Origin of the sequence: Microbispora siamensis, assembly GCF_016863095.1 — a bacterium.
GTDB lineage: Bacteria > Actinomycetota > Actinomycetes > Streptosporangiales > Streptosporangiaceae > Microbispora > Microbispora siamensis.
This window is the reverse complement of the sequence record NZ_BOOF01000041.1, coordinates 88,835-112,819: the sequence shown is the minus strand read 5'-3', so window position 1 is coordinate 112,819 and position 23,985 is coordinate 88,835. Positions and strand designations below refer to the sequence as shown.

Genomic DNA, 23,985 nt, shown 5'->3' with positions numbered 1-23,985 from the left:
CGTTCACCCACATCCACCTGATCCGCACGGCGCAGGCGCTGGCCCGTCACGCCGAGCGGCGGTAGCCGAGGCTCCTGGCGCACTCGCGGAACCCGAGCGACCGGTACAGCCGGGCGGGCACCGGATAGGCGTCGTCGCCGCGCGGGCTCACCACGGCCCGCCGTGCGCCCGCCCGCCGCGCCGCGTCCAGCGCGGCCAGGCAGACGGCCCGCGCGAGGCCGCGCCGGCGGTGGCCCGGCGCGGTGCCGGCCGGTTCGATCCGGGCGGCCAGGTTGGCCTCGTCCAGCCAGACCAGGCAGAACGCCGCGGCGCTCCCGTCCGGCGCCTCGGCGATCCAGTCCAGGTCCGGCCGGTACGGCCAGGCCCGCCGGACCGCGCGGTAGCTCTCCTCGGTCACCCTCGACGGATGGAACGCCGCCCGGTGCGCGGCGACGCGCTGGGGGACGTCGGCGTCGCCCACCGCGCGCAGGCGGTATCCGGCGGGCGGGCTCGGCTCGGACAGGCCGTCGTCCAGGTCCATGACCATGTGCAGGAAGAAGGGTCCCTCGGCCGTACGGCGGTAGCCGTGCCGGTCGAGCGCCGGGAACAGGTGCGTCTCGGTGCTGGAGACCGTGACCGTCCGGGCCGGTCCGGGTGCTGTCGCCGCGAACCAGTCCAGGACCTCGCCGGCCAGTGCGGGGTGCCGCGGATCGGCCGCCAGACCGAGGTGGCCGGAATCGGCCCACCCCCAGGCCGCGGTCGCGTCACCGGCGGCCCAGAGCATGGTCGGCCACTCGTGCTCCCTGCCCGTGTGCTGAAAGCGTTCCCACGCCAGGTCGCCGACGTGCCAGGTCGCCCCCGGGCGACCACAACCGGGCGGCGAGATCCTGCATCGCCCGCAGGTCATCCACCCCGGCGTACGGCCTGCGGTCGAAGCGCGCGCTCGTCACGCCGGCCAGTCTCACCCCTGCCGGCGTCCCCCCGCACCCGATTTCCGGGTCGGGCTACTGCTGGCCGGCGATGCGGGCGAGGAGCCGGGCGAACTCCGGCGGCGGCGCGACGACCAGCCTGGTCTGCCCGTCGTGGCTGATGAGGTCGGCCTGGATGCGGGTCAGCTTGCCCCGGCGCCACCAGTACACGTGGGGGCTCAGCCCGTCGGGCCGGCCGGCATGCTCCCGGTGGGCGAAGATGCGCAGGCGCTCGATCGCCCGGACCACGCCGATGCCGGCCACCGGGTGCACCGCGACCATGCCCCGGTGCGGCAGCACGGCGAGCATGCCGTCCTCGGGCACGTCCATGTACGCCGTCAGGCGGCGCAGGTGGGCCGCCGCGCTGGGCGCGGTCAGCAGCGACACCTCGGTCCCGGCGAGGTCGAGCCGCGACACGGTGGGCCGCTCGTCGGTCAGGGCGTTGCCGATGGCCACGTCGAGCGCCTCGGCCGGCGGGATCGGCCAGCAGAACGCCTCCTCCGGCCGCACCGGACGGGCGCCGATGGTCAGCACCTCGATCAGGTCGGCGCTGAGGTGGCGGCCGATGATGCGGGAGGGGTCGGGGAAGGCGGGGTCGTCGGCGGCGTGCACCCGGGTGCGCAGCAGCGGCTTGATCGGCGTGAGGTTGCAGGCGTCGAACGGCTCGCCCGACACGGCGTGGGCCAGGTGCTCGGAGACGAGCATCGGCCAGTCCTCGCGGGCGCGGCGCGCGGCCTCCCGGCGCAGGCCGACGAGGTTCACCACCCGCTCGCGCTCGGGCGAGGTCAGCGTCAGCGACGTGCCGTCGGCCGCGAACGCGCAGGTATAGCCCATGGTCTCGGCGACCAGGGCCAGCAGGGAGTCGAGATCGACGTCCTCGACGGCTCTCGGGGCGGGATGGTCCGGCCGCGTCCGGCTGAGCAGTCGCCGCAAGAGTCCCAACGCACCATCCCTTCGCCACGGCCCGGGCACATCCGGGCGCGTCTCAGGTTGCCGCGTCAGAGTCGCGGAAGGTGCCCGCGACAGAGCACGATTCGGTCACAATAGTCACATTCGTCTCCAACCACATCGGCAACTGTGGTGCGCCATGGCCCACGGGCAGGCCCGCGACGGTCGGCACGCCCAGCGGAGCCAGGAGTTCGGCCAGCATGGGCAAGGGCTCGCCGCAGTCCACCCACGATCCCAGCACGATGCCCGCCACTCCGTCGAGACACCCGGCCTGCAGCAGTTGCGTCACCATGCGGTCGATCCGGTACGGCTCCTCGGTGACGTCCTCCAGCAGCACGATACGGTCCCGCGCGCGCAGCGCGTACGGCGTGCCGCACAGGGCGGCGAGCAGGGCGAGGTTGCCCCCGGTGAGCCGGCCCTCGGCCCGGCCCGGGACGATCACCCGGTCGCCCGTGATCGGGGCGGGCGTGCCGCCCTCGAACAGGGCCTCCTTCAGGTGAGCGAAGGTGACCGGCTCGGGCCCCTCCGGGTCGCTGATCGTCGCGCAGGCCGGCATCGGCCCGAACAGCGTCGCCAGGCCCAGCCGGTCGGCGAAGGCCCGGTGCAGCGCGGTGATGTCGCTCGACCCGAGCAGGATCTTCGGACCGGCCGCCGCCATGGCGTCCCAGTCGAGCAGCCCGAGCAGCCGGGTGGTGCCGTAGCCGCCCCTGGCGCAGACGACCGCCGCCACCCCGGGATCGCACCACGCGTCCTGGAGGTCGGCCGCCCGTGCGGCGTCCGGCCCGGCCAGGTAGCCCTCCCGCGCGAGGATCGACGCCCCGTGCACGACCCGCAGCCCGAGCCCGGTCAGGACCTCGGTGCCGCGCTCGAGCCGTACGGGATCGACGGGGCCGGCCGGCGCGACCAGCGCGACGGTGTCGCCGGGCCGCAGCCGCCGGGGCAGGCTCGGGACCGTTACCGAGGCGTCACCGCCCGCCCCGCCGGGGAAGCGCTCGCTCACCCTTCAAAGGGTGTCAGACTTAGCGGTATCTATGCGACCTCCGACGCACATCCTCGTGGTCAACGGTGTCAAGGTCCGCCGTCCGGTGTTCGTTGTCGCGGCGCCGCACTCCGGCGCGGACCTGCTGGGCCGTGCCCTCAAGCGCTCGCCCGGCTTCCACGTGACCATGGGCAGGGGCCCGGTGGCCCGGGTCGTCTACGCCTTCGCCAGGAGGCCGTCGATCGCCCGCAGCGGCGGCGCCCCGCAGGTGCTGCGCGACGTGCTGGCGGAGGCGTGGCAGGTGGTCCCGGCGGCGTGCGCGGAGTGCACGGCCGCCTGCAGGGAGGCGGGCGGCATCGTCGGCGCGGGGCCCTGCGTCGGGCCGGGCACGCTGTCCCGGTTCGGCGACGCCAGCCCCGACCTGCTCTACAGTGCGCCGGTGCTGCTGCGGGCGTTCCCCGACGCCCGGCTCATCCAGATCATCCGCGACGGCCGTGACGTGGTCGCCGACATGCTCGCCGACCCCGCCTGCATGACCTGGGTCAAGCCCCACATGCTGAGCGAGGACGCCGAGTTTCCCAACCCGTTCCTCGGCGTGCGCTCCGCCGAGCATCGCGAGCGCTGGGCCGGGATGCCGCCCGCGGGCAAGTGCGCCCTGCGCTGGCGCGGCGCCGTACGGCTGAGCGCCGCCCTGCGGCGCGAACTGCCCGGCGAGCACCTGCTCACCCTGCGGTACGAGGACATGGTGGCCTCGCCGGGAGAGGCCATGGACGCGGTGTCGTCCTTCCTGGAGGCCAAGGTCTCCACGATCGCGCTGTACGGCGCGACGATCCCCCGGCCGGGAAGCTGGCGCAGGCGGCTGTCGGCCGAGGACGCCGAACTGGTCGAGAAGGTGGCCAGGGAGGAGCTCACCCGCCTCGGCTACCGCTGAACCGTCATCCCGGGCGGTCCCGTCCCTTCAGGAGCCGTCCTGGCCCGGGCCGGTGAACTGGGTGCGATACAGCTCGGCGTACGCGCCGCCTCGCTCCAGCAGCTCCTCGTGCCGGCCGCGCTCGACGACCTGGCCGTCCTCGACCACCAGGATCGTGTCGGCCTCGCGGATCGTCGACAGCCGGTGGGCGATCACCAGCGACGTCCTGCCCCGCAGGGCGGTCTTCAGCGCCTGCTGCACCGCGGCCTCGGACTCCGAGTCCAGGTGGGCGGTGGCCTCGTCGAGCACCACCACCCGCGGCGCCTTCAGCAGGAGCCGGGCCAGGGCGATGCGCTGCTTCTCCCCTCCCGACAGCCGGTAGCCGCGGTCGCCGACGACCGTCTCCAGCTCCTCGGGCAGGTTCTTCACCAGGTCGGCGATCTGGGCCGCGCGCAGGGCCTCCCAGACCTCCTCGTCGGTCGCCTCCGGACGGGCGTAGCGGAGGTTGTTGCCGATCGTGTCGTGGAACAGGTGGGCGTCCTGCATGACCACGCCCACCGTGTCCCTGATGCCGTCGAGGGTGGCGTCGCGGACGTCCACGCCGTTGATCCGCACGGTTCCCTCGTCCACGTCGTACAGCCGCGACACCAGTTGGGTGATGGTCGTCTTGCCCGCGCCCGAGTGGCCGACGAGCGCCACCAGCTCGCCCGGGTGCGCGGTGAACGACACGCCCTTGAGCACCTCCTGCGAGGGCCCGGTGTCCGGGCGGGCCACCGACTCGAGCGAGGCCAGCGACACCTCGGATGCGGCCGGATAACGGAAGCGGACGTCGTCGAACTCGATCGTGACCGGCCCATCGGGGATCGGCCGCGCGTCCGGCTTCTCGGCGACCATCGGCTTGAGGTCGAGCACCTCGAAGACCCGGTCGAAGCTCACCAGCGCGGTCATCACGTCCACGTGGACGTTCGACAGGCTGGTCAGCGGGCCGTACAGGCGCATGAGCAGGGACGACTGGGCGACGAGGGTGCCGAGCGCGAAGGCTCCGGAGATCGCGAGCGCGCCGCCGAGTCCGTAGACGAGCGCGGTGGCCAGCGCGGCGACCAGGCCCAGCGCGATGCGGAACACCGCGCCGTACATGGCGACGATCACGCCAACGTCGCGGACCCGGCCCGCGCGCTCCGCGAAGTGGGCCGCCTCGTCGTCCGGCCTGCCGTACAGCTTGGCGACCATGGCCCCGGCCACGTTGAACCGCTCGGTCATCACCGAGCTCATCTCGGCGTCGAGCTGCATCTGCTCGCGGGTCAGCGCGGACATCCGGCGGCCGACCCACTTGGCCGGGAAGATGAAGATCGGCAGCAGCACCAGCGCGACCAGCGTGACCTGCCACGACAGCACGAGCATGGTGCCGAGCACCATGACCAGGCTGATGACGTTGGACACCACCGACGACAGGGTGCTGGTGAGGGCCCGCTGCGCCCCGATGACGTCGCTGTTCAGCCGGGAGACCAGTGCGCCGGTCTGGGCGCGCATGAAGAAGGCGACCGGCATGCGCTGCACGTGGTCGAAGACCTCGGTGCGCAGGTTGTAGATCAGGCCCTCGCCGATGCGCGCGGAGTACCACCGCTGCAGCAGGCCGAGCCCGGCGTCCAGCACCGCGAGCGCCCCGATCGCCACGGCGAGCCACACCACCACGTCGACCCGCTTGGGGGCGATGCCGTAATCGATGATCGCCTTCATCAGCAGCGGGTTGGCGACCACGATGACCGCGTCGACCACGACCAGCGCGAGGAACCCCGCGATCTGGGCGCGGAACGGCCGGGCGTAGCCGGCGATGCGCCGGACGGTCCCCGGTGCGAGCCGCTCCTTCGTCACGGAGCTGTCACGCCGTAAGGACCGCATCACCTGGAGACCGTAGCCCCCGTTCATCATCGACATATGCCGTACATCCTCCCAGCCGTGCAGCGGTGGGAGGACTCCCCCGATTCCCCCGTCAGCTCGAAGCGAACAGCACGTATCAGTTCGACCCGGACACCGACCTTAGTTCGACCCGAACAGCGCCCTTCAGCTCGACCCGAACAGTGCCCTTCAGTTCGACGCGAACAGTGCCCTTCAGTTCGACGCGAACAGTGCCCGGATGCGCGTCACCTGCTCGGCCCGCTCGGCGGCGGCCTGCTCCTCCAGCGTGCGTCCCGGCGCGGCCTGCAGCAGCCTCTTGGTGGCGGCCGCGGCGGCGCGGTCGGTCGCCAGGAGCGCGGCGGCCAGGTCCTGTACGGCCTGGGCCAGCTCGGACGCGGGCACCGCGATCTCGGCCAGGCCGAGCCGTACGGCTTCGGCGGCCCCTACGGTACGCGCGGTCAGGCACATCTCGATGGCCCGGGGAACCCCCACGATGTCGGCCAGGGGCTTGGTCCCGGTCAGGTCGGGAACCAGCCCCAGCGCGGGCTCCTTCATGCAGAACTTCACGTCGTCGGCGACGACACGCAGGTCGCACGCGAGTGCGAGCTGGAAGCCCGCCCCGATCGCGTGGCCCTGCACGGCCGCGATCGACACGATCTCCGGTCTGCGCAGCCACAGGAAGCCCTTCTGGGCCTCGGCGATGCGCTGCTCGAACTCGGTGTCGCCGAGCGCCGCGGCGCTCGCGAACGACCCCTGCCCGGGCACCCCCTCAGGTGTGAACATACGCAGGTCGATCCCGGCTGAGAAGGACGGCCCCTCGCCTCTGACCACGACCACTCTCACCTGCTCCGGAAGGGTTTCCCCGATCCGGGCCAGGGCCGACCATGTCGCGAACGTCTGAGCGTTGCGCTTGTCCGGCCGGTCCAAAGTGACGGTCGCGATCTCGCCGTCCACCTCGAAGCGCAGTCCGACCTCGGCCGGCGCGGCCGCCGAGATCGTCGACACATCGGAGCCGTCGCCCGTTTCACGGGCGTGCTCCAGATTCCCCCCCATTGCCGCTTCCGCCATGCCCTGCTCCTGCGTCCGGTGCGGAGCGACGTCGCCTCGCACGGCCGGTCCGGTGCGGCGCACCGTCCGTGCCGGGCGTCCGCCCTCCTGTTTCATCCCGCGGTCGCGCCCGAGCTTACCGAATATCGTTCTGGCGAGTCGGACGCGACCGCTCCTCCTGCAGGAACGAGCGGCTGCGGTCGCGCGTCTTGAGGTGGATCTCTAGCGCTTGGACTTGCCCCGGGTCGCGCCGCCGCGCCCGCGCAGAGTCACCCCGGACTCGCTCAGGATGCGGTGGATGAACCCGTACGACCGGCCGGTGGAAGCAGCCAGAGCGCGGATGCTCTCACCCGCGGAATAGCGCTTCTTGAGATCAGCGGCCAGCTTTTCCCGGTCGGCCCCGGTCACCCGGGTGCCCTTCTTCAGAGTCTCGGCCACGAGTACCTCCTGTAGTGCCAGACTTCCGCAGCGTTACTTCAGCCCATGATCAGTCATTTCGACGGGATCGGCTACCTACTCCGCGGGAAAAGATCCCTACCCGCTCAAATTAAGATCAGGCAAGCGCCACAAGATCGGAAAATTCGTCGCTCCATGCGTCTTCTACTCCGTCTGGCAACAGAATCACCCTATCCGGCTTCAGCGCCTCCACGGCCCCCTCGTCGTGCGTGACCAGCACAATCGCGCCCGTGTAGGAGCCGAGGGCCGCCAGCACCTGATCGCGGGAGGCCGGATCGAGGTTGTTGGTGGGCTCGTCGAGCAGCAGCACGTTGGCGCTCGACAGCACCAGCGTCGCGAGGGCGAGACGGGTCTTCTCGCCGCCGGACAGGACCCCGGCGGGCTTGTCCACGTCGTCGCCGGTGAACAGGAACGACCCCAGCACCTTGCGCAGGTCGACGTCGGCCAGGTCGGGCCCGGCCGACCGCATGTTCTCCAGGACCGTGCGCTCGGGGTCGAGCGTCTCGTGCTCCTGCGCGTAGTAGCCGAGCTTGAGCCCGTGACCGGGCACGACCTCGCCGGTGTCGGGCTTCTCGATGCCGCCGAGCAGGCGCAGGAGGGTGGTCTTGCCCGCGCCGTTCAGGCCCAGGATGACGATGCGCGAGCCCCGGTCGACCGCGGCGTCGACGTCGGTGAACACCTCCAGCGAGCCGTACGACTTGGACAGGCCGCGGGCCGTCAGCGGGGTCTTCCCGCAGGGCGCGGGGTCGGGGAAGCGCAGCTTGGCCACGCGGTCGGAGCGCCGCTCGCCCTCGACGCCGGACAGCAGCCGCCGCGCGCGCCGCTCCATGTCCTGGGCCGCCTTGGCCTTGGTGGCCTTCGCCCGCATGCGGTCGGCCTGGGACAGCAGGGCGGACGCCTGCCGCTCGGCGTTGGCCCGCTCCCGCTTGCGCCGCTTCTCGTCGGTCTCCCGCTGGGCGAGGTAGGCCTTCCAGCCGACGTTGTAGGTGTCGATGACGCAGCGGTTGGCGTCGAGATGGAGCACCCGGTTTACCGTCGCATCAAGAAGGTTTACGTCATGGCTGATGATCACCAAGCCGCCCTGGTGCGAGCGCAAAAAATCACGAAGCCAGCCGATCGAGTCCGCATCGAGGTGGTTTGTCGGCTCGTCAAGCAGGAGAGTCTCCGCTCCGGAGAACAGGATGCGGGCCAGTTCCACTCGCCGTCGCTGGCCGCCGGACAGGGTCTCCAGCGGCTGGCCGAGGACCCGGTCGGGCAGCCCGAGGCTGGAGGCGATCGAGGCCGCCTCCGACTCGGCGGCGTAGCCGCCGAGGACGTGCAGGCGGTCCTCGAGGCGGCCGTACGCGCGCACCGCCCGGTCGCGCACGCGCTGGTCGTCGGCCGCCATGCCGGCCTCGGCCTCGCGTAGTTCGCGGAGCACGTCGTCGAGGCCGCGGGCCGACAGGATCCGGTCGCGCGCCAGCACGCTCAGGTCGCCGGTGCGGGGGTCCTGCGGCAGGTAGCCGACGCTGCCGGAGATCGTGACCGTGCCCGCGGCGGGCAGGCCCTCTCCCGCCAGCACCTTGGTGAGGGTGGTCTTGCCGGCCCCGTTGCGGCCGACCAGACCGATCTTGTCGCCCGGGTTCACCCGGAACGAGGCGCCCTCGATGAGCAGGCGCGAGCCGGCGCGAAGTTCGATGTCAGAAGCAATGATCATGATGAAGGGGACACTCCCGTAGGTGATGAGGTCGGGATCGGCACCGGGAGCGATCAATCGGGAGTGCGCATGGGCTCAAGTGTAGTGCCGCCGCGTCCATCGCCGCCTGCGGCGAAACCCCGCCCGCGCCCCGCCGCCGCGGGGCCGGTCAGGGGTCGAGCAGGCGGATCCGTACGGCGCGGAACAGTGCGGGGGTGCCCTCCAGGACCGTCAGCCGGGGGTCGGGGACAGTGAGGAAGGGACCGGTCTCCAGGGCGAACAGCGGTGCGAGGCGCCGGTCGGCCCTGATCTCGTCGATCGAGCGCCGGTCCCCGCCGAGCACGACGGCCTCCAGGTCCGCGAGCCTCGGCAGGAGCACCCGGGCGGCCACGTCGGCGGCGGCCCGCAGCGCCTCGGCCGACTGTTTGTCCCTGCGCCGGGCGAAGCGCTGCTGCGACCACCCGCCCGCCGCGCTGCGCCCGTGGACCTGGCGCGAGCCGACCTTGCCGGTGACGAGGCGGGAACCGGTGAAGACGCCGGCGGCGTGCCCGCCGAGCCGGGCCAGCAGCACGCCGACGGTCCGTTCGCGGCACACGTGCGCCACCAACGCCGCCGCGGGCGGAGGAAGACGGAACTCGCCCTCGCTCCCGCCGACGCTCTCGCCCCCGTCATCGCGCGCGCCGTCGCAAGGCGCCGCCGGCTGCGGCGCCACGCGGGCGGGCTCCGCCGACGGGGACGACGAGCTCGGCGGCAACGGCGCCGGCGAGGAGCGCAGCGGCGGGAACGGCACGTGGCACTCGGCGACCGCGCCGTCGGCGGCGTCGAGACGGACCAGGTCCGTCAGGACGACGGCCTCGACCGCGCCGTGCCGCTCGGCGAAGCGCGTGATCCATCCGGCCAGCCGCTCGGGGGCGACCGAGATCCATCTGCCGCCTCCCACGGCGGACCGTGCCGTCATGGCTGATCAGCCTACTCGTGCACCGTCTGTCGGATTCCGTCCAACTGACGGGGAAATATAGGTGAATTTCCTCCTGCGGACGTCAACGTCGGGGGCCCGGCGTCCCACAATTCAATCGTGTCGCTCCCCTCCCCCTCGGCGGCGCCGCTCGCCGCGACCCCTCAGAGCGTCCCGGCGCCCGGCCCGGCCCCGGCGACCCCGTTCCCCCCGGCCAGCGCGCGGGAACACGGCCCGGCGGACACCGTGCGGGAGCACGGCCCGGCGAACGGCGTGTGGGAACACGGCCCGGCCGACGTCGTGCCGGAACACGCCCCGGCCACCATGGTGCGGAGGTACACCCCGGCGGCCGCCGCCCAGCCGTACGACCCGCGCGCGTACGCGCCCGCGGCTCCCGTGCCCGGCTTCCCCGGCCCGGCCGCACCGCTCTTCCTCCCGGTGGTCGACCTCGACACCGGCGGCGCCGTGGCCATCGAGGTGATCGCCGAGGGCGCCTCCTCCGGCGCCCCGGGCGTGGCGGGCACGGTGAACGGCGTGCTGGCCGCCGCCCGCGAGGAGGCCCTGCTGCCGCTGGTCCTGCCGATCTCCGCCGCCGCCGTGGCCGGGGGCTCGGCCGGCCTCGCGCCGCTGCACGAGGCGATGCGCATGTGCAACCGGCGCCCGCGCGAGGTCATCCTCGTGATCGAGGGCGATCACGCGCCCGTGGAGCGTACGGCCCTGCTGTCCGGGATCGACGGGCTGCGCGCGGTGGGCTACCTCATCGCGTTCGGCGGCATCGGCACCGCCGCGCTGCCGCTCGACCTGCTCGCCGACGCCTCGCCGTACGTGATCGCGCTGTCCGCCGAACTGGTGGCGCGGGGGCCGCGCGATCCCCGGCGCGGCGCGCTCGCGGAGTCGCTGGTCCGCCTGGCGCGCGGCATCGGCGCGCACGTGCTCGCCCCGGGCGTGCGGGACGAGGCACAACTGGCGGCCGTACGCGGCTGGGGCATCCGGCTCGCGCAGGGTCCCCTGCTCGCACCGTCCGACTGGCGGCCCTCCCACGGGTACAACCGCGTCCACGTGCCGCTGCCGGTGCCGGAGGCGGCCGCCGTCAACGCGGCGCTGGGCCCCCGGGTGCAGGAGTTCCTGCTTCCCGCGGTGACGCTGCCCGCCGGGTCGACGGCCGAGGAGGTGGTCGCCGTGCTGAGCGCCGAGCCCTCGATCACGAGCGTGATCCTCGTGGACGAGTACCAGCGTCCGCAGGGCAGCATCGACCGCAGCCGGTTCCTGCTCTTCATGGCCGGGGCGTACGGCCACGCGCTGCACGCGAAGAAGCCGGCCGGCCGCCTGGCGGACCCCGCGAAGATCGTGGCGAAGACGACTCCCGTGATCGCGGCCATGCAGGTGGCGGGGCGGGACAACGCCCGCGTGTACGACGACCTCGTGGTGGTCGACGAGGTCGGCAGGTGCATGGGCGTGGTCCGGGTCGGCGACCTGCTGCGGCACGCCGCCGACCTCCAGTCGCAGCCCTCCCGCTGAGCCCGCCGCGGGACCACGGCCGGGAGCGCGTCCCGCCTTCTTCACGGGCGATGCGTACGGCCGCGTCGCCGCTTGCCGCGAACTTTCGGCTCGTCCAACTTCGCCGGGTGGCACATCGCTCAGGCGCAGGAGGCCGCGCGGTCCCGGCACTTCCTCGGGCTCGTCAGCGAACAGTCCATCTACAACCTGATGTCGCGCTGGGCCGAGCTGGAGGTGCTGCCCGCCGCGCGGCACTACGGGCTGGGGGTGATCCCATGGTCGCCGCTGCACGGCGGAGTGCTCAGCGGCGTCCTGCGCAAGTAGCGTGAAGGGGTCGCCGGCCGCAGCGGCTCAGGGCTCTGGGCCGCCGCGCTGGCCGAGCACCGGGACTCCGTCGAGGCGTACGAGAAGTTGTGCGCCGACATCGGCGAGGACCCGGCCCACGTCGGACTGGCATGGCTGCTCGCGCAGGACGGCGTGACCGGGCCGATCGTCGGGCCGCGGACGGTCGAGCAGCTCGACGGCTCGCTGCGCGCACTGAGGATCACGCTCGACGACGGCACGCTCGCCAAGCTGGACGAGCTCTTCCCGTCCCCCGGGCCCAACGGAGCCAGGCCCGCGCCCGAGGCGTACGCCTGGTGACCGCGCCTGCCCCGCTAGAGCCAGCCCTGCGCCTGGGCCTTCTGGACGGCCTCGATGCGGTTGCGCGCGCCGGTCTTCTGGATGGCCGCCGACAGGTAGTTGCGCACCGTGCCCTCCGACAGGTGCAGCCGCAGCGCGATGTCGTTGATCGTCGAGCCGTCCGCGGCGGCGGACAGCACGTCGCGCTCGCGCGGCGACAGGGGGTTCGGGCCGGCGCTGAGCGCGGCGGCGGCCAGCCCCGGGTCGATCACGCGCTCGCCCCGCAGCACCCGCCTGATCGCGGCGGCCAGTTCGCTCGCGGGGCTGTCCTTCACCAGGAAGGCCACCGCCCCGGCCTCCATCGCGCGGCGCAGGTAGCCGGGCCTGCCGAAGGTCGTGAGGATCACCACCCGGCACCCGGGGACCCGGCGGCGCAGCTCCTCGGCGGCGGCGATCCCGTCCCTGCCGGGCATCTCGATGTCGAGCAGCGCGATGTCCGGCCTGGTCGCCTCGGCGACGGTGATCACCTCGTCGCCGTTCGCCGCCTCTCCGACCACCTCGATGTCGGGCTCCAGGCCGAGCAGGGAGGCGAGCGCTCCCCGCACCATGCTCTGGTCCTCCGCAAGCACGACCCTGATCACTTGCCCAACCTATCCGCGATCATCTCCGCCGTACGGTTTGGGGGCGGCGCAACCGCGATCCGCACCCGGAACCCCCGCTCGCCAGCCGCGACCTCCAGGTTCCCGCCCGCCGCGCGCACCCGCTCGCCGAGCCCGGCGAGGCCGTTGCCCGGCTCGTACGCACCGCCGCGGCCGTTGTCGCCGATCTCCAGCACCGCGCCCTCCTCGCCGTACGACACGTCGATCTCGCAGCGGGTGGCGCCGGAGTGCCGTACGACGTTGGTGGTGGCCTCGCGTACGGCCCAGGCGAACAGGCCGTCGAGGTCCTCGGGCAGCGGGGTGCCGCGGGTGCGCACGGTGAGGGCGACGCCGGCGGCGCCCAGCGCCGACCTGGCGCCGTCGATCTCCTCTGACAGGCGGCGCCGGCGGTATCCGCTGACGGCTTCGCGCACCTGGGCCAGCGCCTGCCGCGCCACCGACTCGATGTCGGCCACCTCGCCTGCGGCCTTCGGCGAGCCCTGCTCGCCCAGGCGGCGGGCCAGCTCGCTCTTCAGCACGATGAGCGAGAGGCTGTGCCCCAGCAGGTCGTGCAGGTCGCGGGCGATCCGCAGCCGCTCCTCTGTGGCGGCCAGCCTGGCGACCTCGCTCTGCGCCTGCCTGAGCTGGACGACGAGGACGCGGGTGTTGCGGACGCTCATGAACAGCACGCCGAGCGTGACGACCTGCAGCACGAGCGCCCACACCGTGCCGTCGTCGGCGCCCATGACCTTGCCCTCGGCGACGACGAGCGCGGCCATGGCCGCGACCCCCAGCAGGGCGCGGCGGGGCGGCAGTCCCATGGCGTAGGCGACCACCAGATAGACCGGCAGGGTCAGCCAGGAAGGGCTCCGGAACAACAGCGGGAAGACGGCCCCCATCACCGTCGCGACGCCGAGCAGGGGGAACGTCCACCGGGGATGGTCGTCGAGGGCGCGCGGCCCCAGCACGACCGTCAGGTAGACGGCCACGAAGACCGCGAGCGCGGCCATCCACCAGACCGCCCGCGCGCCGGTCACCGTGCCGTCGACCACCTCGGACACCGGGTAGAAGAGGTAGATCAGGCCCAGCGACATGCCCATCAGGCGCCTCAGGCGGGAGGGACGGTCGTCCATCCCGCCGAAGGTGAACACTCTGGCCAGCCGGCTCATCCCGCTGTCCCTCCGAACGTGGTGATATCAGGCGCACACTGTCGCCGGTGTCCGATCAGGCGCGCACTGTGGCACGTGTCCGATCAGGCGCGCACTGTGGCACGACGGTAGGCGACGAGAGCCAGCGCCACCAGGGCCACCCCCCAGACGAGGATGCCGGCCGCGTCGGCCGTGTGCGGGGTCTCGCCCGCCGCGATCCGCCATCCGATGCGCGCGTAGTCGTACGACGGGGTCACGTGGGCGATGCTCTTCATGGCCGCGGGCATCATGCTCTCGGGGAACCAGAGCCCGCCGAGCAGGGCCAGCCCGAACATCCCGATCATGGCGACGGGCTGCGCGGTGTCGGGCGGCAGCAGGGAGCCGATCGCCAGGCCGAGCGCCGCGAAGGGGATCGTGCCGGCCCACATCGCCAGGATCAGCTCCACCCACCGCACCGGCGACAGCGACACGTGCTGGGTCAGCACCGCGGCCAGTCCGACCAGCAGCAGCGACGGCAGGACCAGCAGCAGCGAGGAGACCAGCTTCGTCAAGATGATCGCCCGGCCGGGCAGCGGGGTGATCTGGAGCTGCCGCAGCCAGCCGCTGTGCCGCTCCTGCGACCAGGGCACGGCCGTCGACATCATGGCGGCGGCCAGCGCGCCGTACGCGGCCATCGAGACCATCAGCAGGACGCTGCCGCGCAGCCCGGTGGCCTGGTCGGACTCCGATCCCCACAGGTTGGAGTAGAGGAGGTAGAACCCGACGGGGAAGGCGACCACGAAGATGACGTAGCGCTTGTTGCGCAGCATCCGCAGCAGTTCGACCTTGATGTAGTGCCGCATCGTCAGGCCTCCTTGGTGAGGGCGAGGAAGGCGTCCTCCAGGTCGGCCCCGTGGAGCTGGAGGTCGCGGATGTCGAGGGTGGTCTTGCGATACAGCGCGGCGACGGTGGCGTCGAGGTCGGTGGTGCGCAGCGTGACCCGGCCGCCCTGGAGTTCCACGCCGGTCGTCCCGGGCAGGGCGTCGAGCCCGGCGACCGGCTGCTCGCCCAGCAGGAAGCTCACCGCCTGACCGGCGACCCCGGCCTTGATCTCGGCGGCGCTGCCGTCGGCGACGACCCGGCCGCGGGCGATCACGACGACCCGGTCGGCGTTCTCGTCGGCCTCCTCCAGGTAGTGGGTGGCGAACAGGATCGTCCGGCCCCGCGCGGCGTACGCCCGCATGTTGTCCCAGAACGTACGGCGGGACTCGACGTCCATGGCCGCGGTCGGCTCGTCGAGCAGCAGCAGCCTCGGCCCGCCCGCGATCGCCAGCGCGAACCGCACCCGCTGGGTCTGCCCGCCGGACAGCCGGTCGGCCCGCCGGCGGGCGAGCTCGGTGAGGTCGGCGAGCCGGAGGATCTCCTCCAGCGGCAGCGGGCGGGGGTAGAGCCGCCGGACGAAGTCCACGGTCTCGGCCACGGTCAGCTCGGGGATCAGCGCGCCCTCCTGGAGCATCGCGCCGATCTCCCCGTTGGCGACCGCCGTCTCCGGCGGCTCGCCGAAGACCCGGATCTCGCCGGAACTGGGCCGCAGCAGGCCGAGCAGCATGTTGATCGAGGTGGACTTCCCGGCCCCGTTCGGCCCGAGGAGGGCGACCGTGGCGCCGGCCGGGACCTCCAGGTCGAGGCCGTCGACCGCGAGCACGTCCCCGTATCTCTTGGTGACGTCGGTGAAGGCGATGGCGTTCATGCCCTCACGGTAGGGATCGGGCGGGTCCGCCCGTCAGTGCCGCGTCTCCGGCCTTCGCGATGACATTTGTCATCCGCCTCCCTCCCCCGTACGAGAGGGGAGGGAGGAGGTACAGGGGTCGTCAGGCCACTCGTCTCAGGTCCATCTGGAAGTTCTGCCGCCAGGTGACGCCGCCGTCGAGGGTGTACTCACCGACCTCGTGCCACGTTCTGCCGGTGAAGCGCAGGGTGTACCGGATGGTGGGCCCCCCGGTGTGGAGGCTCCACTGGAAGAAGTGGTCGCCGACCACGGGCACGGACTCGGTGACGTGCCCCTGGGAGAACGCCTCCCACCGGTACTGCCCGGTCTCGTCGCTGTAGCCGACGACCGCGAGCGCGGTGTCCACGATCCTGCCCGGATCGGCCTTGTCCCGTCCCTGGCCCTCCACCGTGAGCACCTGGCCGCCCGCCTTGTAGGCCACCTTCTCGGTCTGGAGGAACTCCTGCCGGCCGGAGGCGGTGTCGACCCATCCCGAACCGGCCCATCGACCGACCATGAAGTCGAGCCTGCGGATCGCGTCGAGTTGCGTCGCGGGGACCTCTGCCGTCCCCGCGCTGGTCGCCGAGTGCTCCGCCGCGACGGCGGGCGCGCCCGCCGCGAGGGTGAGCGCGCAGATCAACGGCACCAGCAGACGTTGTAATCGCATCATGACGCGATCTTGACACAGGGCGCGCCACGGTGACAGCGGGTCGAGAGAGCCTGGTTCAGAGGCGGCAGGCGAAGATGGCGGTGACGAGGATCGCCTTGGCGCCGATCTCCCAGAGCTGGTCCATCACCTGCTGGTGGCCCTTGCGCGGGACCATCGCCCGCACGGCCACCCAGCCCTCGCGGTGGAGCGGGGAGACGGTCGGCCCCTCCATGCCGGGGGTGATGGCGATGGCCTCGTCGATGCGCTCGGCCCGGATGTCGTAGTCGATCATGACGAAGTCGCGGGCCACGATCACGCCCTGCAGGCGGCGGATGAGCTGCTGGAACCCGTTGGCCTCGGGCGCGCCGGCCCGCTTGATCAAGACGGCCTCGGAGTGCGCGATGGGCTCGCCGAACACCTCCAGGCCGACGTTGCGCAGCGTCGTGCCGGTCTCCACCACGTCGGCGACCGCGTCGGCGACGCCGAGCCTGATCGCCGTCTCGACCGCGCCGTCGAGCTTGATGACCCGGGCGTCCACGCCCTGGTCGGCCAGGTACTTGCCGAGCAGCCCGGCGTACGAGGTGGCGATGCGCAGGCCGGACAGGCCGGAGACGCCGGAGTAGGCGCCCGGCGTGGAGGCGAAGCGGAACGTCGACCGGCCGAACCCGAGCGGCATGACCTCCTCGGCGGGGGCGCCGGAGTCGAAGAGCATGTCGCGGCCGGTGATCCCGGCGTCGAGGGTGCCCTCGCCGACGTAGACGGCGATGTCGCGCGGGCGGAGGAAGAACAGCTCGCAGGAGTTCTCGGAGTCGACGACCACGAGCTCCTTGCTATCCCTGCGCTGGCGGTAGCCCGCCTCCTTCAGCATGGTCTGGGCGGCCTCGGAGAGCGCGCCCTTGTTCGGTACGGCGATGCGCAGCATGAGTGGGAGATCCTTTCGGGCAAGAACGAGGTCGATGGACGATCCGGGCCGCCGTGGCGGCTACAGATGCTTGTAGACCTCGTCCAGCCCGATCCCGCGCGCCAGCATCAGGACCTGGACGTGGTAGAGCAGCTGCGAGATCTCCTCGGCCGCCCGGTCCGCCGACTCGTGCTCGGCCGCCATCCAGCTCTCCGCGGCCTCCTCGACGACCTTCTTGCCGATGGCATGGACGCCGGCGTCCAGGGCGGCCACGGTGCCGGACCCCGCGGGCCGGGTGCGCGCCTTCTCTGCCAGCTCGGCGTACAGCTCTTCGAAGGTCTTCATGGTCTCTCTCGGGTCGTGTGCCTGCGCGTTCAGGGTATCGGCCCCAGGGTAGTCGCGGGGGCGGGCCGCCGCGCCCCGCGTCCACCCTGCGAGATCGGATTCAGCCGAGGATCTTCCTGGCCAGCCTGAGCAGCTCGAGCGCCTGCTGCGACTCCCCGCCCTCGTGGCCGTTGAACGGCCAGACCGTGATGTCCTTGGGGCCCGCGTAGTGGTTGTAGGCACCGAAGACCGTCGAGGCCGGGGTGACGCCGTCGCGCAGGGCGACGGAGAACCGGGCGGGCGTGCGGGCCCGCGCCGCGAAGTGCAGTCCGTCGAAGTAGTCGAGGGTCGCGAAGATGTCCTCCACCCGGGTCCTGTGGATCCCGCAGAACCGGCCCAGCTCGCCGTACGGGTCCTCGTCGGTGATCTCGACGGCGCGCCGGATGTCGCACATGAACGGCACGTTGACGAACGCGTAGGCGAGGTCCGGCACGAGCGCGGCGGCGGCCAGCGCCATGCCGCCGCCCTGGCTGCCGCCGGTCACGACGACCCGCCCGGCGTCCACCAGGGGGTGCGACCTGGCCGCCTCGACCGCGCGCACGACGTCGGTGTAGAGCCGCCGGTAGTAGTAGTCGTCCCGGTCGAACACGCCCTGGGTGAGCTTGCCGGGGATCTGCGCGCCGTTGCCGCCCACCGGGTCGGGGGTGTCCCCCGAGCGCCAGGTGCCGCCCTGCCCGCGGGTGTCCATCACGAACGTCGCGTATCCGGCGGCCGGCCACAGCAGCCAGTCGTGCGGCCGGCCGCGCCCGCCGCCGTACCCGATGAACTCCACCACGCACGGCAACGGTCCCGGCGCGCCCGCCGGCGCGATGAACCACCCCTTGATCGGATGCCCGCCGAATCCCGCGAACGTCACGTCGGCCACGTCCACCAGCGCGAGGTCGGCCTCGTACGGCTCGAAGACGGGGTTCAGGTCGTGCGCGCGGGCCTCGGCCAGCGTGCGGTCCCAGAACGCGTCGAAATCGGCCGGTTCCCGGCGCTCGGGCACGTACGCGCGCAACTGGTCGAGGGGCATGTCGACGAACATGGGGGCTCCCGTGGGGATGGTGGGCCTGGCTCGTGTACGCCGCAAGGTTACACAAGTGCCCTGTTTCATACTTCTGACCCGGTTAAGAGTCGTACGCCGGAATCCACCTCGCCACCGGCAACCCAGCTGACCTGCGAAATCACGTACCGAACGGCGTGACGTCCGGATTGACGGGATGAAACGCCCTCTTGAAACTAATCCGGTTTAGTGCTGGACTCTGCACGAATTCCAAGCGTGGGAGGTGCGCCGCGCGGACACGGCCTCGCGGCGGGCCGCCTCTCGGGGGGCGCGACATGTCAGTCGATCACTTTCCGTAGAGATCGGAGACGTCCATGCGACGAACGACGGCGGCCACCTGCGCCGCCCTGATCGCCGCCCTCGGCGCGGGCTGCGCCACCAGCGGCACGCCGGAGACCAAGCAGGCGGACGCGAACGCCCCCGCCGCCATCACGTGGTGGTCCACCGGGGGCGACGACGAGAGCGCGGCCTTCCAGAAGGCCGCCGACCTGTACACGAAGTCGCACCCCAACGTGACGATCAAGGTGCAGACGCTGAGCTGGGACGACGCGTACGCGAAGCTGCTCGCGGCCTCGACCAGCCGCAGCGGGCCCGACATCATCTCCGGCGGCATGACCTGGACCATCCAGTTCGGCCTGCGCGGCGGCATGGTCGACCTGCGCAAGTACGGCATCGAGCAGCTCCAGGCCAAGGCGCAGCCCGCCCAGTGGAAGTCGGCCGTCTCCCCCGACGGCACCGTCTACGGCATCCCGCTCGACATGTCCACCGAGGCGCTCTACTACCGGACCGACCTGTTCGAGAAGGCCGGGCTCAAGGAGCCGCCCAAGACCTGGAACGAGCTGACCGCCGACATCGAGAAGCTCAAGAAGTCGGGGGTCAAGACGCCGATCAGCATCGACTGGGGCAACCTCGACTGGATCGGCTACTTCAACTTCCTCTACCAGGCCGGCGGCAGCTTCTACACGCCGGACTGCAAGCCCTCGCTGAACACCCCGCAGGCCGAGCAGGCGCTGTCGTACTGGATCGACCTGTACCGCGAGCACGGCGCTCCGAAGGACACGGTGACGACCTCCGACGCGCTGGACGCGGGCACCGCGATGGTCTACGGCGGCAACTGGAACGCCCTCGCCATCGACACCAGCAAGCCCAAGCTGAAGGGCAAGTGGGCGATCGCCCCGCTGCCGGTCGGCCCGGCGGGGCCCACGACCTTCATCGGCGGCCGGGCCGTCGGAGTCACGTCGTACAGCAAGCACATCCAGCAGGCGGCGGACTTCGTGAAGTTCCTCTACACCGACGAGGCCGTCGACGCGGTGTCGGCGGAGTCGAAGGCCCGCAACGTCGCCTACATCCCGCCCCGCCCGGACAAGGTCGCCGACTCCCCGTTCACGCCGGAGCACTCGGCGGTGTTCGCGGAGATCATCAAGACCGGTGCGGCGGCGCCCGGGTGTCCTGGCTGGGACGAGAGCGCCTCCGACGTGGCCAAGCAGCTCCAGGCCGCGATCCTCGGCAATGCCGACGTGAAGACGGCGCTGGCCGAGGCCGCCAAGGTCATGGAGCGCAACGCCGGATAGGGACGGCCGTGGCTCGCCGGTGACGCCTGACCCCTCACCGGCCGCGGCCTCCGTCCTCCACACCTGCCCGGGCCGGTGCCGCCCGACCCCGCACCGGCCCGGGTCCGCCCACGGTTTCCCTCGCACGGGGAACGACCCGACTGGAGACGACATGGCAACCCACGCCGCCGCACCCCGGCAACGATGGCGCCGCTACGGCACGTCCTATCTGATGCTGCTGCCGTTCCTCGGCCTGTTCGCCGGTTTCCTCGTCTGGCCGCTGGCCAACTCGCTCTACCTCAGCTTCACCAAGTTCGACGGGGTGAACGCACCCGAGTTCGAGGGGCTGGAGAACTTCCGGCGCCTGCTGTTCGACGACGACCGGTTCCGGCACGCCCTCGGCAACACCTTCCTCTACGTCGTGGCGTCCGTCGGGATCGGGACGCTGCTGTCGCTCGGCCTCGCGCTGGCCTTCAGCGGGTCGAGCTGGCCGCACCGCATCATGCGGACGATCTTCTTCCTGCCCTCGGTGACCTCGTCGATCGCGCTCATGCTGCTCTGGAAGTGGATCTTCAATCCGGGCGACTTCGGCCTGGCCAACACGGTCATGACCTGGTTCGGCGGCAGGGCCGTCGAATGGCTCGCCACCCCCGGGCTGACGATCCCCATCCTCGTGCTCATGTCGGTCTGGGGCGGGATGGGCTACGGCATGGTGCTGTACGTCGCCGGGCTCAACACGATCCCGCAGGAGTACTACGAGGCGGCCCGCATCGACGGCGCCACCAGCTGGCAGCAGTTCCGCCGGGTGACGCTGCCGCTGCTGCGCCCGGTCACCACGTACGTGGTCGTGACCGGCCTCATCGGGGCCTTCCAGGTCTTTGAAGCCGTCTACATCGTGTTCCGTGGCACCAACAACATCGGCGGCGTGCTCGACTCGGGCCTGATGATCGTGCCCTACCTGTACGACCAGGGCTTCACGCACTTCAAGCTCGGCTACGCCTCGGCCATCGCGTGGGTGCTCTTCCTGATCATCTTCGCCCTCAGCATGGTCAACCTCCGCATCGGCCGCGCCCTGAAGGAGCTGTGATGGCCGTCGCCCCCACGACCACCCCGCTCGTCGCCGATCCCGCCGCCGCGCCCCGGCAGGCGCCCGCCGCCGGGTCGGGCGCCACCTGGCGGGGCCATCTGCTGCGCCTGCCGTTCTACCTGCTGTCGCTCACGATGATCGCGCCGTTCTACTGGATGCTGATCACGGTGTTCAAGCCGGTGACGGAGCTCAACCGGCAGCCACCGTCGTTCGTGCCCGAGCATCCCACGCTGAGCAACTTCTACGACCCCGGCTACTCCCCCACCCAGGTCAACCCCGGCCATCTCCAGGGCATCTTCCAGCGGTTCCAGGTGGACTTCGGGTTCGGCCGCTTCATGTTCAACAGCCTGGTGATCACGGTCGCCATCACGGTCGGGTCGCTGCTGATCGCCTCGCTGGCGGCGTACGTGATCACCAAGCACCGCGTGCCGGGGCGGCGGCTGATCTTCCTGCTGATCGTCGCCTCGATGATGGTGCCCTGGCAGACCACCCTGGTGCCGAACTACGTCATCATGCGGAACCTGGGCTGGCTGGACACCTACCAGGGCTACATCGTCCCGGCGCTGGCCAAGGCGTTCGTGCTGTTCTTCCTGGTGCAGTTCCTCCACTCGGTGCCGGACGAGCTCATCCAGGCCGCCCGGGTCGACGGCGCCGGGGAGTGGCGCATCTGGTGGCAGATCGTGCTGCCGCTGCTGCGCCCGGCCCTCGCCGCGATGTCGATCTTCATCGTGCTCGCCGAGTGGAACAACTTCCTGTGGCCGCTGATCATCGTGCAGAGCGACGAGATGGCCAACATCCCGGTCGCGCTGGCCCGCCTCAACACGTACTTCGGGGGCGCGCAACACCAAGGGGCGATCATGGCGGGCGGCCTGCTCGCCTCCCTGCCGTCGATCGCCTTCTTCCTCGCCTTCCAGCGCTACTTCACCCGCGGAATCGTGCTGAGCGGCCTGAAGGGCTGAACGTTCTGAAGGGCTGGACGGCAGGCGCTCCCGGGGAGGCGTTCCACCCGCCGACGGCGTGGGCGACCTCCTCGGGGTGCGTCAGTTGCGGGTGATGACCCGCGCCCGGGATCACCGTCACGGTGGCCCGCGGGAGCGTGTCCAGGAGGGCCCGTCCTTCCGGACCGAGAGGGTCGCGGGAGCCCACGACGACGTGCACGTCTCCCGGGTAACGCGCCAGCTCGGCCCGGAGGTCCGCCCGCCACCGCGGCGACGCCGCGGCGGCCAGGAGCCGGGCGGCGGTGGCGGCGGCGCCGCGGCGCAGATCCGCCACGCTCGATTCGAGGGCGGTCGCGTGCGCCGGGTCTCCGGTGAGCCGCTCGGCCAGCGCCCGCGGAGAGACCCGGGTGAGATACCAGCGGGCCGGAAGCCGGGCGGCGGGAGCGGAGCGCGGCTGGAGGAAGAACGGCGCCACGAGCGTGAGCCGGTCCACCGTTTCCGGATGGGCGGCCGCGGCCTCGACGGCGGCCGCGGCGCCGATGGAGTGGCCGACCAGGTGACGCGCGCCGGTCTCGGTCACGAGGGCGGTCAGCCAGGACGGCCAGTCGTCGCGGCCTCCCGCGCTCATCCCCAGCCCAGGCAGGTCGGCGGCGCGAGCCCGGCCCAGCGCCGCGACGACCGGCGCCCAGGTGTCGGCGTTGACCGGCAGGCCAGGCAGCACCACCGTGGGCGCGCCGGTTCGCCGAGCTCAAACGTCCGCACCCCGCCCGGGCCGGTGAACCGCCTGCCGTCGGCGGGGGCGTCCCCGAACCGGCTCGCCGCCAGGTCGTCGGCCCAGCGGCGGATCGTCGTGGCGGTGTCCGGCATGGTCAGCCCATGACGGGCGGCGAAGGCACGCGCCGAGCCGGTGGGATAACGGTCGGCCGACAGGAACGTCAGCGTCTCCGGATCCGCCTTCGTGAGCCGGCGGGGCAGGCGCTTCACCAGGGCCACCGGAACCCGCACCCGGGGCGCCCTGACCCCGTAGTGCTCCGCGACGAGCGCGATCAGGCCGGGCAGCGCGGGCGTGTCGTCGTCCAGCAGCCAGTAGGAGGCGCTCTGGGCGGTCTCGTCCACCGGCAGCAGGGTCATGAACCGGGCGAGGTGGTCGACCGCGACCACGGGGACGAACGTCCGCGCGTTCCCCGGAACCGCCGCGAGGCCGCCCTGCCAAAGGTCGCGCAGGGTCGACGCGAGCCCGAGGTACTGGCCGGACTCGCCGGTGACGCTGTCACCGATCACGCTGGCCGGATTGACGACCGACCAGGGAACGCCCAGCCGCTCCGCCTCGGCCCGGAAGACGGCGTCCGCCTCCATCTTGGACGCCTCGTACGCGCCCAGGGCCCGGTAGGTCTCTCGCCGCCGCTCCTCGCTCCAGGGACGGGAGTCCTGCCGGCCCACGCGATACCCCGAGACGTGGACGAGCCGGCGCAGGCGCGGCAGCCGCGCCGCGAAGGCGACGACCGCGCGGACGCTGTCGACGTTGGCCCGGCGAGCCTCGTCCGCCGACATGCCGAACCGGTAGGCGCCGGCGCAGTTGTAGACCTCAGTGACGTCGTCGGCCGCCCCCTCGATCAGCGGCCCCTCGAACGGGGACGGCTTCGCGAAATCGACCCGGAGGTCGGCCGGGGCCTCGTCATGCCCGTGCTCGGCCAGCCAGCGGGCGAGCCGCCGGTAGGACTCGTGGCTCCGATTGGCCGTGCTCACCCGGACGCCGGCATGGCCGAGCGCGAGGACCAGGTGCCGTCCGACGAAGCCGGTCGCGCCCAGGACCAGCGCGTGCCGATCCCCGGCGCTCACGACGCCACCATGCTGACCGCGGCCGTCTTATCAATCATGCCGGGAGAATAGACCGGTCTACATAGTTTGTGTCAACAGGGGCCCACATGCCACCGGGCCGCCCGTACGGACGGCCCGGTGGTGGTGGG

General features: G+C 72.0%; 23 protein-coding genes and 1 pseudogene. 6 read left to right on the top strand and 18 right to left on the bottom strand.

Annotated features, from left to right (window positions below; all coding sequences use genetic code 11):
- Positions 1-46: 46 nt before the first annotated feature.
- The 3 genes from Msi02_RS31570 to Msi02_RS31560 form a co-directional block, all read right to left on the bottom strand.
- Complete coding sequence (locus tag Msi02_RS31570; RefSeq protein WP_204051569.1) at positions 47-886, bottom strand: GNAT family N-acetyltransferase; 840 nt, start codon at positions 884-886, stop codon at positions 47-49.
- A 97-nt stretch (positions 887-983) separates the two neighbouring features.
- The gene (locus Msi02_RS31565) at positions 984-1,889 is read right to left on the bottom strand and encodes a hypothetical protein (protein ID WP_239108870.1); all 906 of its coding nucleotides are present in this window, start codon (positions 1,887-1,889) and stop codon (positions 984-986) included.
- A 43-nt stretch (positions 1,890-1,932) separates the two neighbouring features.
- Positions 1,933-2,895, bottom strand: a complete 963-nt coding sequence (locus Msi02_RS31560; protein ID WP_239108868.1) for a S66 peptidase family protein — start codon at positions 2,893-2,895, stop codon at positions 1,933-1,935.
- 31 nt (positions 2,896-2,926) lie between these two features.
- On the opposite strand from Msi02_RS31560, the gene Msi02_RS31555 reads away from it, so the two are divergent.
- On the top strand, positions 2,927-3,805 hold the full coding sequence (locus Msi02_RS31555) for a sulfotransferase family protein (RefSeq protein WP_204051568.1): 879 nt from the start codon (positions 2,927-2,929) through the stop codon (positions 3,803-3,805).
- 27 nt (positions 3,806-3,832) lie between these two features.
- Here Msi02_RS31555 and Msi02_RS31550 read toward each other — a convergent pair whose 3' ends face one another.
- The 5 genes from Msi02_RS31550 to Msi02_RS31530 form a co-directional block, all read right to left on the bottom strand.
- Positions 3,833-5,719, bottom strand: a complete 1,887-nt coding sequence (locus Msi02_RS31550) for an ABC transporter ATP-binding protein (RefSeq protein WP_204051567.1) — start codon at positions 5,717-5,719, stop codon at positions 3,833-3,835.
- A gap of 174 nt (positions 5,720-5,893) precedes the next feature.
- Positions 5,894-6,748: an enoyl-CoA hydratase/isomerase family protein gene (locus Msi02_RS31545; RefSeq protein WP_204051566.1), complete on the bottom strand. Its 855-nt coding sequence runs from the start codon at positions 6,746-6,748 to the stop codon at positions 5,894-5,896.
- A gap of 201 nt (positions 6,749-6,949) precedes the next feature.
- Complete coding sequence (locus Msi02_RS31540; RefSeq protein WP_030507271.1) at positions 6,950-7,165, bottom strand: helix-turn-helix domain-containing protein; 216 nt, start codon at positions 7,163-7,165, stop codon at positions 6,950-6,952.
- A gap of 115 nt (positions 7,166-7,280) precedes the next feature.
- Entirely contained in the window at positions 7,281-8,879 is a 1,599-nt protein-coding gene (locus Msi02_RS31535) for an ABC-F family ATP-binding cassette domain-containing protein (protein ID WP_079318791.1), read from the bottom strand.
- A 148-nt stretch (positions 8,880-9,027) separates the two neighbouring features.
- Entirely contained in the window at positions 9,028-9,816 is a 789-nt protein-coding gene (locus Msi02_RS31530; RefSeq protein ID WP_239108866.1) for an acVLRF1 family peptidyl-tRNA hydrolase, read from the bottom strand.
- A gap of 117 nt (positions 9,817-9,933) precedes the next feature.
- Here Msi02_RS31530 and Msi02_RS31525 point away from each other — a divergent pair, with 117 nt between their 5' ends.
- Both Msi02_RS31525 and Msi02_RS31520 read left to right on the top strand, forming a co-directional pair.
- Positions 9,934-11,331 (top strand): EAL domain-containing protein, encoded by a 1,398-nt coding sequence (locus Msi02_RS31525; RefSeq protein WP_239108864.1) that lies wholly within the window; start codon positions 9,934-9,936, stop codon positions 11,329-11,331.
- Positions 11,332-11,403: 72 nt separating this feature from the next.
- Positions 11,404-11,952, top strand: a pseudogene (locus tag Msi02_RS31520) (aldo/keto reductase).
- 14 nt (positions 11,953-11,966) lie between these two features.
- Here Msi02_RS31520 and Msi02_RS31515 read toward each other — a convergent pair.
- The 8 genes from Msi02_RS31515 to Msi02_RS31480 all read right to left on the bottom strand — a co-directional run bounded on the left by Msi02_RS31515 (position 11,967) and on the right by Msi02_RS31480 (position 18,425).
- Positions 11,967-12,572: a response regulator transcription factor gene (locus Msi02_RS31515; RefSeq protein ID WP_079318769.1), complete on the bottom strand. Its 606-nt coding sequence runs from the start codon at positions 12,570-12,572 to the stop codon at positions 11,967-11,969.
- Positions 12,569-13,738: a sensor histidine kinase gene (locus Msi02_RS31510; protein ID WP_204051565.1), complete on the bottom strand. Its 1,170-nt coding sequence runs from the start codon at positions 13,736-13,738 to the stop codon at positions 12,569-12,571. Before Msi02_RS31510 ends, Msi02_RS31515 begins: the two co-directional genes overlap by 4 nt.
- Positions 13,739-13,821: 83 nt before the next feature.
- Positions 13,822-14,559, bottom strand: coding sequence for an ABC transporter permease (locus Msi02_RS31505; RefSeq protein WP_079318754.1), 738 nt, complete (start codon positions 14,557-14,559; stop codon positions 13,822-13,824).
- A 2-nt stretch (positions 14,560-14,561) separates the two neighbouring features.
- Positions 14,562-15,446: an ABC transporter ATP-binding protein gene (locus Msi02_RS31500; RefSeq protein ID WP_204051564.1), complete on the bottom strand. Its 885-nt coding sequence runs from the start codon at positions 15,444-15,446 to the stop codon at positions 14,562-14,564.
- A gap of 121 nt (positions 15,447-15,567) precedes the next feature.
- A complete protein-coding gene (locus Msi02_RS31495; protein ID WP_204051563.1) occupies positions 15,568-16,134 on the bottom strand; it encodes a hypothetical protein in 567 nt (188 codons plus the stop codon).
- Positions 16,135-16,189: 55 nt separating this feature from the next.
- Entirely contained in the window at positions 16,190-17,035 is an 846-nt protein-coding gene (gene hisG / locus Msi02_RS31490; RefSeq protein WP_079318748.1) for an ATP phosphoribosyltransferase, read from the bottom strand.
- A gap of 60 nt (positions 17,036-17,095) precedes the next feature.
- Positions 17,096-17,359, bottom strand: coding sequence for a phosphoribosyl-ATP diphosphatase (locus Msi02_RS31485; RefSeq protein WP_030507281.1), 264 nt, complete (start codon positions 17,357-17,359; stop codon positions 17,096-17,098).
- A 100-nt stretch (positions 17,360-17,459) separates the two neighbouring features.
- Positions 17,460-18,425, bottom strand: coding sequence for an acetylxylan esterase (locus Msi02_RS31480; RefSeq protein ID WP_204051562.1), 966 nt, complete (start codon positions 18,423-18,425; stop codon positions 17,460-17,462).
- Positions 18,426-18,757: 332 nt separating this feature from the next.
- Between Msi02_RS31480 and Msi02_RS31475 the strand changes: the two genes are divergently transcribed.
- The 3 genes from Msi02_RS31475 to Msi02_RS31465 all read left to right on the top strand — a co-directional run bounded on the left by Msi02_RS31475 (position 18,758) and on the right by Msi02_RS31465 (position 22,039).
- Positions 18,758-20,014, top strand: a complete 1,257-nt coding sequence (locus Msi02_RS31475) for an extracellular solute-binding protein (RefSeq protein ID WP_204051561.1) — start codon at positions 18,758-18,760, stop codon at positions 20,012-20,014.
- Between the two features lie 151 nt (positions 20,015-20,165).
- Positions 20,166-21,080, top strand: coding sequence for a carbohydrate ABC transporter permease (locus tag Msi02_RS31470; RefSeq protein WP_204051560.1), 915 nt, complete (start codon positions 20,166-20,168; stop codon positions 21,078-21,080).
- The gene (locus Msi02_RS31465) at positions 21,080-22,039 is read left to right on the top strand and encodes a carbohydrate ABC transporter permease (protein WP_204051559.1); all 960 of its coding nucleotides are present in this window, start codon (positions 21,080-21,082) and stop codon (positions 22,037-22,039) included. Before Msi02_RS31470 ends, Msi02_RS31465 begins: the two co-directional genes overlap by 1 nt.
- Here the strand turns inward: Msi02_RS31465 and Msi02_RS31460 are convergent.
- Together Msi02_RS31460 and Msi02_RS31455 are read right to left on the bottom strand one after the other, a co-directional pair.
- Positions 22,002-22,742, bottom strand: coding sequence for an alpha/beta fold hydrolase (locus tag Msi02_RS31460; RefSeq protein ID WP_204051558.1), 741 nt, complete (start codon positions 22,740-22,742; stop codon positions 22,002-22,004). The two genes, Msi02_RS31465 and Msi02_RS31460, sit on opposite strands and share 38 nt — an antisense overlap.
- Positions 22,643-23,857, bottom strand: a complete 1,215-nt coding sequence (locus Msi02_RS31455; protein WP_204051557.1) for an SDR family oxidoreductase — start codon at positions 23,855-23,857, stop codon at positions 22,643-22,645. Before Msi02_RS31455 ends, Msi02_RS31460 begins: the two co-directional genes overlap by 100 nt.
- Positions 23,858-23,985: the final 128 nt, after the last annotated feature.

Coding starts and splice junctions, on each gene's coding strand:
- Msi02_RS31545 (WP_204051566.1), bottom strand. CDS start 6,748: ATGGCGGAAGCGGCAATGGGGGGGAATCTGGAGCACGCCCGTGAAACG.
- Msi02_RS31470 (WP_204051560.1), top strand. CDS start 20,166: ATGGCAACCCACGCCGCCGCACCCCGGCAACGATGGCGCCGCTACGGC.
- Msi02_RS31530 (WP_239108866.1), bottom strand. CDS start 9,816: ATGACGGCACGGTCCGCCGTGGGAGGCGGCAGATGGATCTCGGTCGCC.
- Msi02_RS31475 (WP_204051561.1), top strand. CDS start 18,758: ATGCGACGAACGACGGCGGCCACCTGCGCCGCCCTGATCGCCGCCCTC.
- Msi02_RS31495 (WP_204051563.1), bottom strand. CDS start 16,134: ATGATGCGATTACAACGTCTGCTGGTGCCGTTGATCTGCGCGCTCACC.
- Msi02_RS31485 (WP_030507281.1), bottom strand. CDS start 17,359: ATGAAGACCTTCGAAGAGCTGTACGCCGAGCTGGCAGAGAAGGCGCGC.
- Msi02_RS31465 (WP_204051559.1), top strand. CDS start 21,080: ATGGCCGTCGCCCCCACGACCACCCCGCTCGTCGCCGATCCCGCCGCC.
- Msi02_RS31480 (WP_204051562.1), bottom strand. CDS start 18,425: ATGTTCGTCGACATGCCCCTCGACCAGTTGCGCGCGTACGTGCCCGAG.
- Msi02_RS31570 (WP_204051569.1), bottom strand. CDS start 886: ATGACCTGCGGGCGATGCAGGATCTCGCCGCCCGGTTGTGGTCGCCCG.
- hisG (WP_079318748.1), bottom strand. CDS start 17,035: ATGCTGCGCATCGCCGTACCGAACAAGGGCGCGCTCTCCGAGGCCGCC.
- Msi02_RS31550 (WP_204051567.1), bottom strand. CDS start 5,719: ATGTCGATGATGAACGGGGGCTACGGTCTCCAGGTGATGCGGTCCTTA.
- Msi02_RS31505 (WP_079318754.1), bottom strand. CDS start 14,559: ATGCGGCACTACATCAAGGTCGAACTGCTGCGGATGCTGCGCAACAAG.
- Msi02_RS31555 (WP_204051568.1), top strand. CDS start 2,927: ATGCGACCTCCGACGCACATCCTCGTGGTCAACGGTGTCAAGGTCCGC.
- Msi02_RS31500 (WP_204051564.1), bottom strand. CDS start 15,446: ATGAACGCCATCGCCTTCACCGACGTCACCAAGAGATACGGGGACGTG.
- Msi02_RS31535 (WP_079318791.1), bottom strand. CDS start 8,879: ATGATCATTGCTTCTGACATCGAACTTCGCGCCGGCTCGCGCCTGCTC.
- Msi02_RS31510 (WP_204051565.1), bottom strand. CDS start 13,738: ATGAGCCGGCTGGCCAGAGTGTTCACCTTCGGCGGGATGGACGACCGT.